The sequence below is a fragment of the Streptomyces sp. NPDC037054 genome (assembly GCF_055606745.1).
In genome coordinates, this window is sequence record NZ_JBVJSJ010000009.1 from 117,943 (window position 1) to 132,294 (window position 14,352).

The following is a 14,352-nucleotide window of genomic DNA, read 5'->3' on the forward strand; positions in this document are numbered from 1 at the left end:
CCGCACGTTCCCGAAATCCAGCGACGATTCGTGATTTGGTGTGCGGCGCACACAGATTACCGGGCCCCGGACCGGGGTGTGGACGGCCTGCTCGGACCCCACTCCTACAGCGCGTTCGCCGCCGGAAGTGTCACTCCCGTTCCGCGTAAGTCCGGTCGAGCGCACGGACGGTGGCGGCCATGGCCCGGCGCAGTTCGGCCGGTGCGACGACCTCGACGTCGACGCCGAGGCGCAGCAGTTCCCCGCAGGCGTGGTCGGTGCTCTCGGTGGGGACGACGGCCTCGATCCATCCGTCGTCCCCGACGGCGGTCGCGGTGGCGGCGACCGCGCGCACCACCTCCGGGGGCAGGTTGTCGGGCAGGCGCCGCAGTCCACGCGGCGACAGGCGGACGGTGGCCGTGCCGGTGAAGCGGCGCGACCGGAAGTCGTCGAGGTAGGCGGACCAGTGGGCCGCCAGGTCGAAGTCCCGCGGCCGGTCGAACCGTTCGTCGCCCGGCTCGGCGTCGAGGATCCGGGTCACCCGGTAGGTCGAGATCCGGCTCTCCGAGGCGGCCACGAGGTACCAGTCGCCCGACTTCAGGACCAGGCCGTAGGGGTGGATGCGGCGCCGCACCTCGTGCGGTGCGCGCCAGCGGCGGTACCGCACGTCCACGGCGCGGCGGGTGAGCACCGCGTCCACGAGCAGCGCGAGACGGGGTGCCGGCTCGGGCTCCCGGTACCAGCCGGGGGCGTCCAGGTGGAACACGGCCGCGGTCCGCGCCGCCGCCTCGCGCGGTCCCGGCGGCAGCGCGGCAAGGAGCTTCAGCCGGGCCGCCGTCACCTCCGCCGCGAGGCCGAGATCGGCGGCGGGGCCGGGCAGCCCCGCGAAGAACAGCGCCCGTGCCTCGTCCTCGCTCATTCCGGTGAGGCGGGTGCGATACCCGTCGAGCAGCTGATGGCCGCCGCCGGGGCCCGGCTCCGCGTAGACCGGGACCCCGGCGGACTGCAGCCGGGCCAGGTCGCGGTAGGCGGTCCGCACCGACACGCCCAGCTCGTCCGCGACCGCCCGCGCGGGCATGCGGCCACGGGCTTGCAGCAACAGCAGCAGCGACAGGAGCCGTTCGGCGGACATGGCCGCATTCTGCCCGGAAACCCTGACAGCCCCTGGCACACCGTTCCCCTAGCGTCGGTGAGCGCCCGGCTCCGCCCGAACGAGCCGGCCCGTCCGAACCAGGAGTCCCCTCGTGCCACCCACCGCCCCCGCCGTCACTCCGGCCGTGATCGAGCTCCGTCAGTACACCCTGCGCCCGGGCCGGCGGGACGAGCTCATCGATCTGTTCGACCGGGAACTCGTCGAGACGCAGGAGGAGACCGGGATGGTGGTCCTCGGCCAGTTCCGTGACCTCGACGCCCCGGACCGCTTCGTCTGGCTGCGCGGATTCCCGGACATGGCGGTACGGCACCGCGCCCTGACGGAGTTCTACGGCGGACCGGTCTGGGCCGCGCACGGGCCCCGGGCCAACGCCACCATGGCCGACTCCGACGACGTCCTGCTGCTGCGGCCCCTGTCCGCCGACAATGCCCTCACCGTGTGCCCGGCCGACCGGCCCCGGCCCGGCAGCCCGGCACCGGACCGCTTCGTGTCCGCGACCGTGTGGTCCTTCCCGCCCGGCCGAGCGGAAGGCGTCGGACTGGTCCGGGACGGCCTCCTGCCCGTGCTCCGTGAGACGGGGCCCGCGCCGCTCGCCGTCCTGACCACCGAGACGGCGCCCAACACCTTCACCCGGCTGCCGGTCCGCACGGACGAGAACGTGGTCGTGGTCCTCGCCTCCCACCCCGACGCGAGCGCGCACCGCGAGCACCTCGCCGCGCTGCGGACCCGTCCCGAGGCCCGGGAGGTCCTGCGCGGCCTCGAAGGGGAACAGACGGCGCCCCCGAGGACGCTCGGGCTGGCACCGACGGGCCGCTCCCTCGTCACCTGACCGTCACGCGCGCCCCGCGGGCTTCGTCGCGAGGAACGTGGCGCCCCGCCGCCTCGCTCCTTCGTCCGGCTCCTGCACCAGCTGCGCGGTGAGGACCAGTCCCGCGCTCTCCAGCATCCCGGCGATCCGGGCCGGCGGCAGCAGGTGGGTCTCGTAGGACACCGGATGGCCGCCGTACGCCCGTGCCGGTCGCAGACGCTCGTCGTCCCCGACGTGACCGGCCATCATCACGTGGCCGCCGGGCGCCGGCGCGCGACGGAACTCGTCGAACACGACCGGCAGTTGTTCCGGGGGCGTGTGGTGGACGGAGTAGTACGCGAGGATGCCGCCGAGTCGGCCGTCCCCGATCGGCAGCGCCGTCATCGAGCCCACCGCGAAGCGCAGAGCGGGGTACGCCCGTCGGGCCGGCTCGATCATCCAGGGAGACAGGTCGACGCCGAACACCGGCACCCCCGACTCGGCGAGGTACGCGGTGACCTTGCCGGGCCCGCACCCCAGATCCGCGACCGGTCCGGCACCGCCCGCCCGCGCGGATTCGGCGAACGCGGTCAGCATCGCGCGGGACAACGGGTCCAGCTCCGCAGGGGACTTGACGAAATCGGCGTAGGAGGCGGCGACGGTGTCGTACGACTCCCTGATCGCGGCGAGGTAGGAGGGCTGCTCGGTCACCCGGGCGACTCCAGGCGAGGCGCCACGCAGCCCCTCGCCGGGGCCCGGTGCCTACTTGCTGTGGACGATCTGGATCAGGTTGCCGCACGTGTCGTCGAGGACCGCGGTCGTGACCGGGCCCATCTCCAGCGGTTCCTGGGTGAACCGCACCCCCAGCCCGCGCAGCCGCTCGAACTCCGCGTGCACGTCGTCCACGGCGAACGAGGTGGCCGGGATGCCGTCCTGGACCAGCGCCGTCTTGTACGGCTGCACGGCGGGGTGGCCCGAGGGTTCGAGGAGCAGTTCCGTCCCGTCGGGATCCTCCGGCGAGACCACGGTGAGCCACCGGTCCTCGGCCACCGGGACGTCGTTCTTCTTCACGAAGCCCAGCACGTCGGTGTAGAAGCGCAGGGCCTTTTCCTGGTCGTCGACGAAGACGCTGGACAGGTGGATCTTCATGGGGTGCTCTCCGGTGTCCTGGGCCCGAGCCATCGCGTCGCGATGCGCTCGAGGGGTTCGGTGTCGAGGTCGTGGAACTTGTAGCGGCCCTCGCGCCGCGAACGGACCAGCCCGGCGGCCTCCAGCACGGCCAGATGCTGGCTGATCGCCTGCCGGGACAGCCCCAGACCGTGCTTGGTGACCAGTCGGGTGCATATCTCGAACAGGGTCTGGCCGTCCCTTTCCACCAGCTCGTCAAGGATGCGCCGACGGGTGGGGTCGGCCAGCGCCTTGAACACATCCTCCGCCATGACCACCACGATAGGCAAGTGGCGACTTGCCTATCAAGTCGTCGGCGGATGCTCCGAACGGGTGGGGATGCACCCCGCGCACCGGGATGGACCTGCGAGGGCAGGGTAGAGGGGTCACATGAGAACCGGGCGCCGAACCCGGTACCACCCGCCAGGAGGAGAGCCATGCCCGGTCTGATCGAACGGATCAAGCAGTTCGCGCGCAGCCCGCAAGGACGGCGCACCATGGACCAGGCCCGCCGCGCCGCGTCCGACCCCCGCCGCCGCGCCCAGGCCCAGCGGCTCCTCGCCCGGCTGCGCTCCCGCCGCTGACCCTCCGCCCCTCCGCCGGGGGCGGGGCCCGTCCACCGTCATGTGACGGGTTTTCACCTTCCTTTCGCCCAGGCGTGGTTGAGGGTTCGACCGCGCGTCGTCACGTCGTCCGACACTCTTCGCCCGTTCACGGGGGAGATTCGGGTGACCGCTGACAGCACTGACACCGACAGAACACCGCAGACCGGGGAGCCGCGCATCCGGGTCCGCGGGCCGGCGCCGGTACCGGTGCCCGCCCGCCGACCGGTGTGGCGCCGGGTCCTGCCGCTCGCGATCGCCCTGGTCACGACCGTCTGCTCGGCCCTCGTCGTGGCGAACGGGCACACGGACCTGCCCTTCCGGCGCATCGTCACGATCGAGGCGAAGATGGCCTCGAAATCGGACTTCTTCCAGGATCCCGAGGTCCGCAGGCTCCTCGCCGGGCACGGCTTCGCCGTGCACGTCACCCGCATGGGTTCGCGCGGCATCGCCACGCAGAAGTACGAGGGCTACGACATCGTGTTCCCCTCCGGTCAGCCCGCCGCCGACCTGATCACCAAGAAGCGGGCGGCGGAGGGGCGGCCGGCGAGCACCTTCCGCCCCTTCGTCAGCCCCATCGTGCTCGCCACCTACCGGGAGTACGCCAAGACCCTCCACGCGGCGAAGCTGGCCGAGCCCCTGCCCGGCACCCCCGAGGGGGCCGAACCGCTGTACTACTCGCTCAGGATGGAGCCCTTCCTGCAGAAGGCCCAGGACGGCATCCGCTGGCACGACCTGGACATCACCGACCACGGGATCGAGAACAACAACAAGGTCCTCGCCCAGACCTCCGACATCTGCGAGTCGAACTCCGGCGGCACCTACCTGGGCCTCGTCTCGTACGTGCGCAACGGCGCCACCGTGCCGCAGAGCCCCGAGGAGGCCGACCGCTTCGCCGACCGCGTCAAACTGCTCCTCAACGACCAGGGCATGCCGTCCGCCGAGCGCAACGAGACGTACGTGTCGCCCGAGGGCAAGAGCATCGCGCCGATCGTCGTGATCTACGAACACCAGTACGTGGCCCACCAGTTGGCGGCGAAGGCGCAGACCGGCAAGGTGGACGACGAACGCGTCCTGCTCTACCCCTCGGTGCGATTCGTCACGGAGCCGCAGCTCATCGCGCTCACTCCGGAGGGCGAGCGGCTGGGCCGGCTGATCTCCGAGGACCCCGAACTCCAGCGCAGGGCGACCGAACTGGGCTTCCGGGTGCGGGACGTCGGCAGCCCGTCCGCCGGTTCCCTGGACGGACTCCTGAAGGAACGCGGCATCCAGGCTCCGGTGCTGTCGAAACGCGACACCAAGGCCGTCCTGCCCCGGCTCGCCCTGCTGGAGCGGATGATCGAGCGGGTCGGCGAATGCCCCGCCGCGTCGGGGCCGGCCGCCGGCGAGGAGGCGCCGTGACCGCGCGGCGCGGCGGCGCCTCCTCACCGGCGGTGGCCCTGGCGCTGTCCCTCGTCCTGCTCGCGACGCTCGCCACCCTCACCTCGTGCTCGGACGACGGCCGGCAGACCACGCTGCGCGTCCTGGCGAGCAGCGAACTCGCCGCCGTCGAACCCTTGTTGGACGACCTGAGGCGGGACACCGGCGTACGGCTGGAGATGGACTACCGGGCGACCGACGAGGCCGGCGACGCCCTGGTCTCCGGCCGCCACTCCTACGACCTGGCCTGGCTCTCCTCGGACCGTCCCTTCCGCCTCCGGCTCAAGCAGGAGGACCCGCGCGGCACCCGCACGGTCGGCCTCCAGAGCACGCCGATCATGCGCTCACCGGTCGTCGTCGGGCTGACACCGGACGTGGCCCGGCGGCTGCGGGGCCCGGACCCCGGCAGGCGGCTGTCGTGGGCCGATCTCGCCGACGCGGCCGCCGCCGGCACCGTCCGCTTCGGCATGGCCGACCCGCGGCGCGCCGACAGCGGCCTGGCGGCGCTCGTCGGCGTCGCGACCGCCGCCGCCGGAACCGGCAGCGCTCTGCGCCCGCAGGACGTGGGCTGCGACCGGCTGCGCGGCTTCCGCTCGGGGCAGACCCTCACCGCGGACACCTCCGTGGACCTCCTCGACGCGTTCGTGCACCGCCCCGGCCGTACGAACGCCCTGATCACGTACGAGTCCGAACTGCTGGCGCTCAACGAGTCGGGACGGCTGCGGCAGCCCCTGGAGATCGTGCGGCCCGCCGACGGGACCGTGCTGTCCGACTTCCCGCTGCTGCTTCTCGACCCCGCCCGCCGCGCCGCCTACGACCGCGTCGTGGACTGGCTGACCGACGCCGGCCACCAGAAGGACCTCATGCGGCGCACCCTGCGGCGCCCCGTCAACACCGACGTGACCCGCGACGAGCGGCTGCGCGGCGACGTGGGCAACGCCCTGTACTTCCCCGACGACCCCGCCGTGCTCGACCGTCTCCTCGACAACTACGGCGACCCGCGGCGCCCCACCACCGACCAGGTGATCTTCCTGCTGGACTTCTCCACGTCGATGCGGGGACCGCGGACCCAGGCGCTGCGGGCCGCGTTCGCGGGGCTCAGCGGAGCCGACCCGACCGCCTCCGGGAAGTTCGCGCGGTTCCACCGGGGCGAGGTGCTGACCGTGGTGCGCTTCGGCGGCCGCGTGCTCGACGAGCGGACGGTCACGGTGCGCGACCGGGGCGACCTGGCGGACCTGGACGCCTTCATCTCCCGCGGCCGCTACGACGACGCCACGGCGGTGTGGTCCGCGCTGGACCACGGATACGCCACCGCCCGGCGGGCACTGGGCCGGGCACCGGACCGGCGGGTGTCCGTCGTCCTGATGACGGACGGCGAGAACAACGCCGGACTCACCAGGGCCGCCTTCGACGAACGTCACCGTGCCCGCCCGGCCGCGTCCCGCGCGGTGCCCACCTATCCCGTGTACTTCGGGGACGCCGACGGGGCGGAGCTGCGCCGTGTCGCGTCACTGACCGGCGGGCGCGTCGTCGACGCCCGGAAGTCGTCCCTTTCCAGTGCGTTCAAGGAGATCCGTGGCTGTCACTGAGAGCGTGTGGTGGAGCGAGTGGTGGGGCTGGATGGTGCTGTGGCTGGTCGCCGCGGCCGGCCTGCTGACCCTCCTGGGAGGAGCCGTCGCGCGCTTCGTGCGACGGGCGCGGCGGGTCCGGCGCGAGCGGAGCGTGCCCCTGCCCTCGCTCAGCCCGATCTACCTCGACAGTGAGGCCGTCATGGCCCACTACAAGTTCGGCAACCACACGGAGGCCCTGACGAAGGCCGTCGAGGAACGGCGCAGCCTGACCGCGGGCATCATGGCCAGTCTGCCGTTCGCGTCCTGGCTCAGCGCCAACCGCGAGAGCACCAAGGAAGTGTTCGTCAGCTACGTGAAGGAGAGCGAGCCCATATCGGTGGTCGGCCTGCTGCTGTCGGTGTTCCGGCGCGAGGACGCCCTCGTGGACGTGCAGTTGGCGTCCGACGGTGTGGCCGTGAGCCCCAACGCCGCCCTCACCGAACAGCTCGCCCGGGGCGACGAGGGCGGGGAGGGTGTCGTGACGCTCACCGAGATCCACGACTTCGTGATGGTCCGGGGCCGCTTCAGGGCCGAGAGCGTGTCCGGGGAGACGCTGGTGATGCGGGCGGCGTACGGGGACGGCGAACGAACCGCGCAGCTGCGGGTGAAGCTGCGCCGGGAGGGCGTGCTGGCGCCGGGCGGTGACCTGCCCGAGGGGGAGTTCCGGGCCATCTGCCTCGGCAAGGTGACGAGTTGGGCCCCGCAGACCCGCCAGACGCTGCTGGAGCGTCCGATCGCCGTGTTCCACTGAGAACCGCGCGGTGCCCGCGTCGCCCGCACGGCGCGCACGGTCCGGGCGCGGCCGGTGGACCGACGGTAGCGTGATCGACGTGACTGCTGAGGGTGAAGCTGCTGAAGGCGGGTCGGCTGACGGTGAGGCGGCCGTACGGGAGTCGGCGCAGCGCGAGGCCCTGGCCGGGGGCCTGGTCAACGCCGGGTCGGTCTTCCGCCGCGGTGCGCTGGTCGAGCGCCCGGCGCCGCCTCACGCGCCCGCTCTGCACGCCCATCTCCGGGCACTGCGCGAGCACGGCTTCGACGCGGCGCCCGAGCCCGTCCGCCTGGCCGCCGACGGCCGCGAGCTGCTGACCTTCGTCCCCGGCGACGTGCCGCTGCCGCCGTTCCCGGCCTGGGCGATGACGGACACCGCCCTCGCGTCGGTGGGTGCCCTGCTGCGGCGCCTGCACGACGCCGGCGCCGCGGTCGCGCCCGACTCCCGCGTCGCCTGGCCGCGGGACCTGGCCGACCCGGAGGGCGGCACGGTGCTGTGCCACAACGACGTGTGCCCGGAGAACGTGGTGTTCCGCGACGGGCGGGCCGCCGCACTGATCGACTTCGACCTGGCGGCCCCGGGCCGCCCCCTCTGGGACCTGGCCATGACCGCCCGCTACTGGGTGCCCCTGCGCGACCCCGCCTCCGCGGCGCAGACCCACCGCGCCGGGCTCGACGTCCCCGCGCGGCTGCGGATCCTCGCCGACGGCTACGGCCTTCCGCCGCGGCGGCGCGCGGAGTTGCCCGCGGTGGTCGAACAAGCGACGGAGGTGTGCCGGGCGTTCGTGGCCCGTCGCGTCGCCGACGGCGCCCCCGGGTATCTCAAGTCGCTGGCGGAGCAGGGTGGTTGGGAACGCTGGGACCGCACGCAGGCCTGGCTGGCGGCCCACCGCGAGACGTTCACCGCCGCCCTGCTGGCCTGATCGCGAAGGCCGCGCCGGGCCGCCCGTACCCCATCTGTTCGGCGGCCCTCCTGATCAGTATTGTCTGTCATGAACACGATCGGACTTGTGGACCGCCGGCCGCTCCGATCTCCTCGGCAACTCCCCTTCTCTGGAGGCTTGATGCGTCATCTGCGGATAGTCCTGGTGGTCCTGGCCGCCCTCCTCATGGGCCTGCTCACCGCCCCGTCCGCGCAGGCGGCACCCAACTTCAAGGCGCCGTACCCCTGCGGCCAGACCTGGACCTACAGCCATCACTCGGCCGAGGTCAGACTCGCCCTGGACTTCGTCCGCTCCGGCGGCGGCACGGCCGGCACTCCCGTCCTGGCCTCCGCCTCGGGAACGGCCTACCGCTACTACGAGGCGGGCGGCGCGGGCAATTACGTCGTCATCGACCACGGCGGCGGCTGGAAGACCTACTACTTCCACCTCGCCTCGTTCGCGATCAGCCACGGACAGGGCGTGGCCCAGGGGCAGTCGATCGGCACCACCGGCTCCACCGGCAACAGCTCCGGCGCCCACATCCACTACGAGCAGCTCTACAACGGCGTCGGCCAGACGATCCGCATCAACGGAGCTTCGCTGTCCCCGTACCCCGGCTCCTACCACCAGAAGTACCTGACCAGCGACAACGGCTGCGGAGGCACGACGAAGTACTGGGTCGACACGTTCGCCAACGCCCCGGGCTACGCCTCGCCGACCAGCACCACGCAGACCGGCACCCTCTACGCCGGCACCAACTACGTGTTCTGCAAGGTGTGGGGCCGTGAGATCCGTGACAGCGCCGGGAACTTCAACCACTGGTGGCTGAAGACCGACCTCGACGTCGGGCCCGCCAATCAGTACGTCTCCGCCTACTACTTGTCCCGCTGGGGCAATGACGAGGCGCGCGACAACAGCGGCCGGGTGATTCCCAACTGCTGAGCACGCGGGGCGCCGGAATCGGAATCCGTCGTCAGGGTCCGACCGGACCCTGACGAATTGAGGGACCATTTCCGGGAATCCGGATTCGGGCGCCTCGGGTCGGAGAATTCGCGCCTCGCGAACTCCGCCCGATCGACGCGAAAAGGGGCCGCGCGGTGAATTCCGCGCGGCCCTCGGTCAGTCCAGCGTGATCTTCTGCGCCGGGTTCAGCTTGATCACGGCCTTGATGGCCGCCGTGTCGCCGTTGTTGATCTGGCCGAGACAGCTGGCGTTGGAGGCGACCAGGTCTCGGCTGGTGCCGTCCGCCACCAAAGTGCCGTTGGTGTTGTCGAAGTAGCCGCGGACCGTGCCCGTGAAGTCGGCCGTGCAGGCGAAGCCGGAGACGCGCGCCTTGACGCCGACGACCTCGCCCAGGACCCGGTCCGGGTTGGCGGGGTCGACCCCGGTGACGTTGATCGCGTACGGCAGGCCCGAGGTGGTGATGGAGATGTTCATCCCGAGCGCCCGGCAGCCGGCGAAGCTCAGCGAGTTGATCTGCCCGATGCCGGTGCCGGACAGCCCCGAGCCGCTCTTGACGGAGCCGGTGCCGTCGGCCGACGTGCAGTAGTAGGTGCCGGAGTCCGTCACCACGCCCGGGTTGTCGGCGTGGGCGGTGATGTTGCCGCCCGGGGTCACGGTCCAGGTGGCCTGGGAGGCCGAGCTGGGGGCGACGGTGAGAGCGAGGGCGGCGCCGCTGATGGCGGCGGCGGTGATGACCGTGCGGGTGATGCGGTGCATGGTTCCGGTTCCCTTCTGCGGGGGTGCCGCACTCGCGGAAAACAGCCCGATCGGGCGGCGATCGCGGACGCGGCACACTCAACGGAAACGCCGGCCAGTTTGTGGCCGACCGATCGAGCACTTCCTGGAATTTAGGGTCAGGAAGTGCGGATCGCAATACTCCGCTTCGCGAAGAACAAGCCAAGTTACCGGTGGTAACAAGCGTGCTCCATTCCGGGAGGAGGTGGACCTGAAAAGGCGTGGGAAGGCAGGCGTTGTGGAGTATTCGAGAGCGATCCACGAATGTTCTCGGTGGATCGCGTGGAGGAATGCGCCCAGGGGTGTGGATTCGAGCCGCGAACGGCGAGTCCCGCGGACCGGGTTCGTTCACGAGTTCCCATCGGCGCGCGGGCGGGCCCGCCGTGCTCGTCGCTCGGGTGGCTGGAAAGGGCCGGTTTACGAGAGGGGTCCCGGGGCGCCCTAGGATCGCGGGGTGATCGCTGACCTGCAGTGTGTGGTTCTGGACTGTCCCGACCCGATGGCACTCGCCGAGTTCTACCGGTCGTTGCTCGGCGGGGCCGTCAATCAGCCCGACGGGCGGTGGGCCGTCGGGGAGGGTTGGGCGACGCTGCACTCGGCGTCCGGACTCGTGCTGGCGTTCCAGCGGGTGGCGGACTACCGGCCGCCGAGGTGGCCCGACCCGGCCCGGCCGCAGCAGTTCCACCTGGACTTCGCCGTGACGGACCTGGACCGGGCCCAGGAGCGGGTCCTCGCCGAGGGCGCCTCACTGCTCGACGACAGTTCCGGCGGCGGGAGTTGGCGTGTCTACGCCGATCCGGCCGGACATCCGTTCTGCCTCGTCCGCCACTGACGGCGCGCCGGCTCCGCGGGGTCTACGGGTGCTGGGGCAGGTCCCCCACGAACACGACCCCGTCGCAGTCGGCCAGGTGGGCCGGGTCGAGCGGGGCGTAGCCGTACCACTCGGAGACGCGAGCCGCGGGCGGCGCGTCGCCGAAAGCGGCGGCCAGACCGGGGGCGTCGAGGAGATGACGGTCCCCGGGGAGGGCGTGCAGGAGTCCTTCGAGCGTGTCCGGTGCCGGGGTGTCCACGCCGCGGTGCCGGATGGTGCCGAGGGCCGTTGCCAGGAAGGCGTACTCCTCGCCCAGACGCGCGTTCACGAGGGCCCCGGCGCCCCACCACTCCACCGGCGCCCCGCCCATCCGGATCGTGCTCTTGTTCCGCTGGAGATGGGCGTTGTGGGCGTGGACGAGCACCGGGCCGCGTTCGGCGAGGGCGAGGAGGTTGTCCGCCATCATCCGGTCACGCACCCCCACCAGCCGGGCCATGCGGGCCGGTGAGGTGTCGGCCATCCAGTGGTGGTAGCGGAGCAGTCCGGTGGCGGTACGCCCGTACAGCCGCGCCCGGTCGACGTCGTCGCGCGAGGTCGCCGCGAGCAGGTGCGGCGTCTGTTCGTGCAGGACGGCCACCAAGTCGTCGGCGAGCAGCCGCAGTTCCCGCGCCTCGGCCGACCTTCCGACCGACTGGGCGGGGTCCCTCATCGCGGCCGTCGTGGTCCACCGGTCGTCGGCGCCGATCAGGCGGTCCAGGGTTTCGCCGGTGCAGGGGAGCAGGCCGGGGTCCCCGTGGGCGGAGAGGTAGTCGTGGAGCGCGGTGAGGGCCTGCCGGGGGCTCGCGGCGCCGGTGATCTCCAACGGGCCGTCGAAACCGGCGAAGCGGATCCGCTCGGACGCGGGCCGGCTGTCGTTGCGGACGCGCATCCAGCGCACGAGGTCCCGGTTGGCGGCGGACCGGCCGAGTCCGAGGTCGGGGTGGCTGAAGCCGTGCTCCATGGCGTGGTCCAGGGTGCCGGTGCCGGAGGTGACGTAGTCGTCCACGACCAGGCCCATCAGGCAGTCGCTCTCGATCGCGATCGTCCGGTACCCCTGCTGCTCGACGAGCTGCTGGAAGAGGTCGTTGCGCAGTTCGAGCAGCGTGTCCTCGCCGTGGGTGGGCTCGCCCAGGGCGAACAGCAGCGGGGGCCGAGCGGGGAGCAGCCGCATGACGGCGGCGGCGTCGACGGAATGGAGGAAGTCCTTGAGGTCGGAAGCCATGCCTTCAACGCTATCGTTGAACCTTCGGTTGAGGCTTTTCCGCGATAGCGTCGCCCTCATGGGGAAAAACCTTCAAACCGGGGAACGGCTCAGGCCGGTCGACCTGGCACGCGCCCACGGTCTGTCCACGCAGGCCGTCCGGAACTACGAGGAAGCCGGCATCCTTCCCGCCGCCGCGCGCACACCCCACGGCTACCGCACCTACACGCCCCTGCACGCGCAGGCCCTGCGCGCCTTCCTCGCCCTGGTGCCCGGCCACGGCCACCGGACGGCGACGGCGATCATGCGGGCGGTGAACGAGGGGGTGGCCGAGGAGGCGTTCCGGCTCATCGACGAGAGCCACGCCCAACTCCTCGACGACCGCCGGACCCTCCAGGCCGTGGAGAACGCCCTGCGCGACCTGGACGGTCCGGCGGCGTCGGATCCCGCGCCGACCTCCGCCACCGGCGCCACCTTCATCGGCCCCCTCGCGCGAAGGCTCGGCATCCGCCCCGCCACTCTGCGCAAATGGGAGCACGCGGGGCTGATCACCCCCCACCGCGACCCGCGGACCGGTTACCGCGTCTACGACGAGGCCGCCGTGCGGGACGCCCGCCTGACCCATCAACTCAGGCGCGGCGGATACCCGCTGGAGCAGATCGCCCCCCTGATCACCCAGGTCCGCGCGGCCGGCGGACTCCAACCCCTGGAGTCCGCCCTGAACGACTGGCACGCCCGCCTGACCTCCCGCTCACGCGCGATGCTCGCGGGGGCGGCGGAACTGGAAACGTACCTGCGCGCCCGCGGCTGAGCCCGCGGTCAACGAGATCCCGGTCCCTGCCGACGCTCGAACCGGCGACGAGCGGCCTCGTGGGCCTCGCGCAGCAGCCGCATGACGGTGTCCTGTGTCCTCGCTCCGGGATTGACGACACAGATCCAGCCGAGCGCGCCGTACACCGGGTGCGGCAGCACCACGTCGGCGGCCGCGTGGTCCCGACGGCGGCCGGGGCCGCGCGGCTCCTCCCCGGTGAGCGCCGGGAACGCCGCACGATCGACGCGGACGTTCACACGCCACCGGCCCGGCGGGTCGAGGTCGGAGGCGGTGTCCTCCGGGTAGTCCTTGGTGACGATCGTCCCGTAGGGCTGGACGTTCCTCGGGACCAGTCCGTCCGGCGCGTAGTAGAAGAACGCGTCTCCCCACGCGATCTGCGGGAAGTCCCCTCCCGGGCCGGGGACGAGCACCAGTGCGCCGTCGAAGCCCCGCACGGTCGCGATGATCTGTTCCATACTCATGCTTCAAGCATCATCTTCAAGTGCTTGTGTGGGGTTGCACGCAGGATCGGTCCCCTGGAGGATCCGGTGAACGAGCCGCGACGGGCGTCGCCGCGCACCATCGACGTGGCCCGGGAGACGGGGTACTCGGTGCAACAGGTCCGCGACCTGGAACGGCTCGGCGTCATTCCCCCGGCTGCGCGATCGAGCAACGGCTACCGCGTCTACACGCCGGTCCACTCGCAGGCCCTCCGCGCCTACCGGGGACTCGCGGGCGCCGTGGGGCCGGTCGCGGCCCGGCACCTGCTGGCGCAGCTGCGTACGGGCACGCTCGCGGACGCCGCCTCGGCGATCAACGACGTGCACGTTCGGCTCGCGCGGGAACGGGACGAGGCGCTCCGCGCGCAGGAGGCGCTGCACGCGATCCGGGCCGAGAAGGACGCGCCGGACGCGGAGCACGAGCACGAGCACGACGCGATGACGATCACCGAGCTCTCCGGCGCGCTCGGTGTGCGCTCCTCGACCCTGCGGTTCTGGGAGCAGGAGGGCCTCGTCGTCCCGGAGCGAGTGACGTCACTGCGGGCACGCCGATACGGGCCCGCCGCCGTCGGAGCGGCCAGAATCGTCGCCGCCCTGCGCGGGGCCGGCTACGGCATCCCCGCGATCCGCGGCCTCATGGCGTCGCTGCAATCGTTCGACGGCCTTGGTGACACCGAACGCATCCTGCGGCAGCGTCTCGACGACATCGCCGCACGGACGGTGGCGCTGCTGCGGGCGGGCGCAGACCTGGCGGCGGTCGTCGAGGCCGGCGGGGCGACCGCACGGCCGGGCACGGGCGCGGCGACGGGCCGATGAGTTTCCGCGTCCGGCAGAGTCTCACCACC

At 72.1% G+C, this 14,352-nt stretch carries 17 protein-coding genes; 10 read left to right on the plus strand and 7 right to left on the minus strand.

Annotated features, from left to right (window positions below; genetic code table 11):
- Positions 1 to 130 precede the first annotated feature (130 nt).
- Positions 131 to 1,111 (minus strand): helix-turn-helix transcriptional regulator, encoded by a 981-nt coding sequence (locus ACZ7D7_RS22245; protein ID WP_470826380.1) that lies wholly within the window; start codon positions 1,109 to 1,111, stop codon positions 131 to 133.
- Between the two features lie 112 nt (positions 1,112 to 1,223).
- Between ACZ7D7_RS22245 and ACZ7D7_RS22250 the strand changes: the two genes are divergently transcribed.
- Positions 1,224 to 1,961: an NIPSNAP family protein gene (locus ACZ7D7_RS22250; protein WP_470826382.1), complete on the plus strand. Its 738-nt coding sequence runs from the start codon at positions 1,224 to 1,226 to the stop codon at positions 1,959 to 1,961.
- A 3-nt stretch (positions 1,962 to 1,964) separates the two neighbouring features.
- Here the strand turns inward: ACZ7D7_RS22250 and ACZ7D7_RS22255 are convergent, their stop codons facing one another.
- The 3 genes from ACZ7D7_RS22255 to ACZ7D7_RS22265 are packed head-to-tail and all read right to left on the minus strand — an operon-like array spanning position 1,965 to position 3,358.
- Positions 1,965 to 2,630 (minus strand): class I SAM-dependent methyltransferase, encoded by a 666-nt coding sequence (locus ACZ7D7_RS22255; RefSeq protein ID WP_470826384.1) that lies wholly within the window; start codon positions 2,628 to 2,630, stop codon positions 1,965 to 1,967.
- 51 nt (positions 2,631 to 2,681) lie between these two features.
- The gene (locus ACZ7D7_RS22260) at positions 2,682 to 3,068 is read right to left on the minus strand and encodes a VOC family protein (protein WP_470826386.1); all 387 of its coding nucleotides are present in this window, start codon (positions 3,066 to 3,068) and stop codon (positions 2,682 to 2,684) included.
- Positions 3,065 to 3,358 carry an ArsR/SmtB family transcription factor gene (locus ACZ7D7_RS22265; RefSeq protein ID WP_470826388.1) on the minus strand — a complete coding sequence of 98 codons (294 nt, stop codon included), beginning with the start codon at positions 3,356 to 3,358 and terminating at the stop codon, positions 3,065 to 3,067. The genes ACZ7D7_RS22260 and ACZ7D7_RS22265 overlap by 4 nt, the downstream gene beginning before the upstream one ends.
- 165 nt (positions 3,359 to 3,523) lie before the next feature.
- Between ACZ7D7_RS22265 and ACZ7D7_RS22270 the strand changes: the two genes are divergently transcribed.
- From ACZ7D7_RS22270 to ACZ7D7_RS22295, 6 genes are all read left to right on the plus strand, one after another.
- Positions 3,524 to 3,670, plus strand: a complete 147-nt coding sequence (locus ACZ7D7_RS22270) for a hypothetical protein (RefSeq protein ID WP_470826390.1) — start codon at positions 3,524 to 3,526, stop codon at positions 3,668 to 3,670.
- A gap of 144 nt (positions 3,671 to 3,814) precedes the next feature.
- Positions 3,815 to 5,089, plus strand: a complete 1,275-nt coding sequence (locus ACZ7D7_RS22275; RefSeq protein WP_470826392.1) for a hypothetical protein — start codon at positions 3,815 to 3,817, stop codon at positions 5,087 to 5,089.
- The gene (locus tag ACZ7D7_RS22280) at positions 5,086 to 6,696 is read left to right on the plus strand and encodes a vWA domain-containing protein (RefSeq protein WP_470826394.1); all 1,611 of its coding nucleotides are present in this window, start codon (positions 5,086 to 5,088) and stop codon (positions 6,694 to 6,696) included. The genes ACZ7D7_RS22275 and ACZ7D7_RS22280 overlap by 4 nt, the downstream gene beginning before the upstream one ends.
- Positions 6,683 to 7,468 carry a hypothetical protein gene (locus ACZ7D7_RS22285; protein WP_470826395.1) on the plus strand — a complete coding sequence of 262 codons (786 nt, stop codon included), beginning with the start codon at positions 6,683 to 6,685 and terminating at the stop codon, positions 7,466 to 7,468. Before ACZ7D7_RS22280 ends, ACZ7D7_RS22285 begins: the two co-directional genes overlap by 14 nt.
- Before the next feature lie 160 nt (positions 7,469 to 7,628).
- Positions 7,629 to 8,408, plus strand: a complete 780-nt coding sequence (locus ACZ7D7_RS22290) for a phosphotransferase (RefSeq protein WP_470826650.1) — start codon at positions 7,629 to 7,631, stop codon at positions 8,406 to 8,408.
- A 141-nt stretch (positions 8,409 to 8,549) separates the two neighbouring features.
- Entirely contained in the window at positions 8,550 to 9,350 is an 801-nt protein-coding gene (locus ACZ7D7_RS22295; RefSeq protein WP_470826396.1) for a M23 family metallopeptidase, read from the plus strand.
- A 177-nt stretch (positions 9,351 to 9,527) separates the two neighbouring features.
- On the opposite strand, the gene ACZ7D7_RS22300 is transcribed toward ACZ7D7_RS22295, so the two are convergent.
- The gene (locus ACZ7D7_RS22300) at positions 9,528 to 10,127 is read right to left on the minus strand and encodes a hypothetical protein (RefSeq protein WP_470826398.1); all 600 of its coding nucleotides are present in this window, start codon (positions 10,125 to 10,127) and stop codon (positions 9,528 to 9,530) included.
- 472 nt (positions 10,128 to 10,599) lie between these two features.
- Between ACZ7D7_RS22300 and ACZ7D7_RS22305 the strand changes: the two genes are divergently transcribed.
- Positions 10,600 to 10,977: a VOC family protein gene (locus tag ACZ7D7_RS22305; RefSeq protein WP_470826399.1), complete on the plus strand. Its 378-nt coding sequence runs from the start codon at positions 10,600 to 10,602 to the stop codon at positions 10,975 to 10,977.
- A 22-nt stretch (positions 10,978 to 10,999) separates the two neighbouring features.
- Here the strand turns inward: ACZ7D7_RS22305 and ACZ7D7_RS22310 are convergent, their stop codons facing one another.
- Complete coding sequence (locus tag ACZ7D7_RS22310) at positions 11,000 to 12,217, minus strand: erythromycin esterase family protein (RefSeq protein WP_470826400.1); 1,218 nt, start codon at positions 12,215 to 12,217, stop codon at positions 11,000 to 11,002.
- Between the two features lie 58 nt (positions 12,218 to 12,275).
- Here ACZ7D7_RS22310 and ACZ7D7_RS22315 point away from each other — a divergent pair, with 58 nt between their 5' ends.
- Positions 12,276 to 13,007: a TioE family transcriptional regulator gene (locus ACZ7D7_RS22315; protein ID WP_470826402.1), complete on the plus strand. Its 732-nt coding sequence runs from the start codon at positions 12,276 to 12,278 to the stop codon at positions 13,005 to 13,007.
- 8 nt (positions 13,008 to 13,015) lie between these two features.
- Here ACZ7D7_RS22315 and ACZ7D7_RS22320 read toward each other — a convergent pair whose 3' ends face one another.
- On the minus strand, positions 13,016 to 13,483 hold the full coding sequence (locus ACZ7D7_RS22320; RefSeq protein ID WP_470826651.1) for a DUF6194 family protein: 468 nt from the start codon (positions 13,481 to 13,483) through the stop codon (positions 13,016 to 13,018).
- Between the two features lie 72 nt (positions 13,484 to 13,555).
- On the opposite strand from ACZ7D7_RS22320, the gene ACZ7D7_RS22325 reads away from it, so the two are divergent.
- The gene (locus ACZ7D7_RS22325; RefSeq protein WP_470826403.1) at positions 13,556 to 14,323 is read left to right on the plus strand and encodes a MerR family transcriptional regulator; all 768 of its coding nucleotides are present in this window, start codon (positions 13,556 to 13,558) and stop codon (positions 14,321 to 14,323) included.
- Positions 14,324 to 14,352 lie beyond the last annotated feature (29 nt).

What these genes read in the sequence shown, in the direction of transcription:
- ACZ7D7_RS22245 (WP_470826380.1), bottom strand. Translation starts at nt 1,111, where the DNA reads ATGTCCGCCGAACGGCTCCTGTCGCTGCTGCTGTTGCTGCAAGCCCGT.
- ACZ7D7_RS22260 (WP_470826386.1), bottom strand. Translation starts at nt 3,068, where the DNA reads ATGAAGATCCACCTGTCCAGCGTCTTCGTCGACGACCAGGAAAAGGCC.
- ACZ7D7_RS22265 (WP_470826388.1), bottom strand. Translation starts at nt 3,358, where the DNA reads ATGGCGGAGGATGTGTTCAAGGCGCTGGCCGACCCCACCCGTCGGCGC.
- ACZ7D7_RS22270 (WP_470826390.1), top strand. Translation starts at nt 3,524, where the DNA reads ATGCCCGGTCTGATCGAACGGATCAAGCAGTTCGCGCGCAGCCCGCAA.
- ACZ7D7_RS22295 (WP_470826396.1), top strand. Translation starts at nt 8,550, where the DNA reads ATGCGTCATCTGCGGATAGTCCTGGTGGTCCTGGCCGCCCTCCTCATG.
- ACZ7D7_RS22300 (WP_470826398.1), bottom strand. Translation starts at nt 10,127, where the DNA reads ATGCACCGCATCACCCGCACGGTCATCACCGCCGCCGCCATCAGCGGC.
- ACZ7D7_RS22310 (WP_470826400.1), bottom strand. Translation starts at nt 12,217, where the DNA reads ATGGCTTCCGACCTCAAGGACTTCCTCCATTCCGTCGACGCCGCCGCC.
- ACZ7D7_RS22315 (WP_470826402.1), top strand. Translation starts at nt 12,276, where the DNA reads ATGGGGAAAAACCTTCAAACCGGGGAACGGCTCAGGCCGGTCGACCTG.
- ACZ7D7_RS22320 (WP_470826651.1), bottom strand. Translation starts at nt 13,483, where the DNA reads ATGGAACAGATCATCGCGACCGTGCGGGGCTTCGACGGCGCACTGGTG.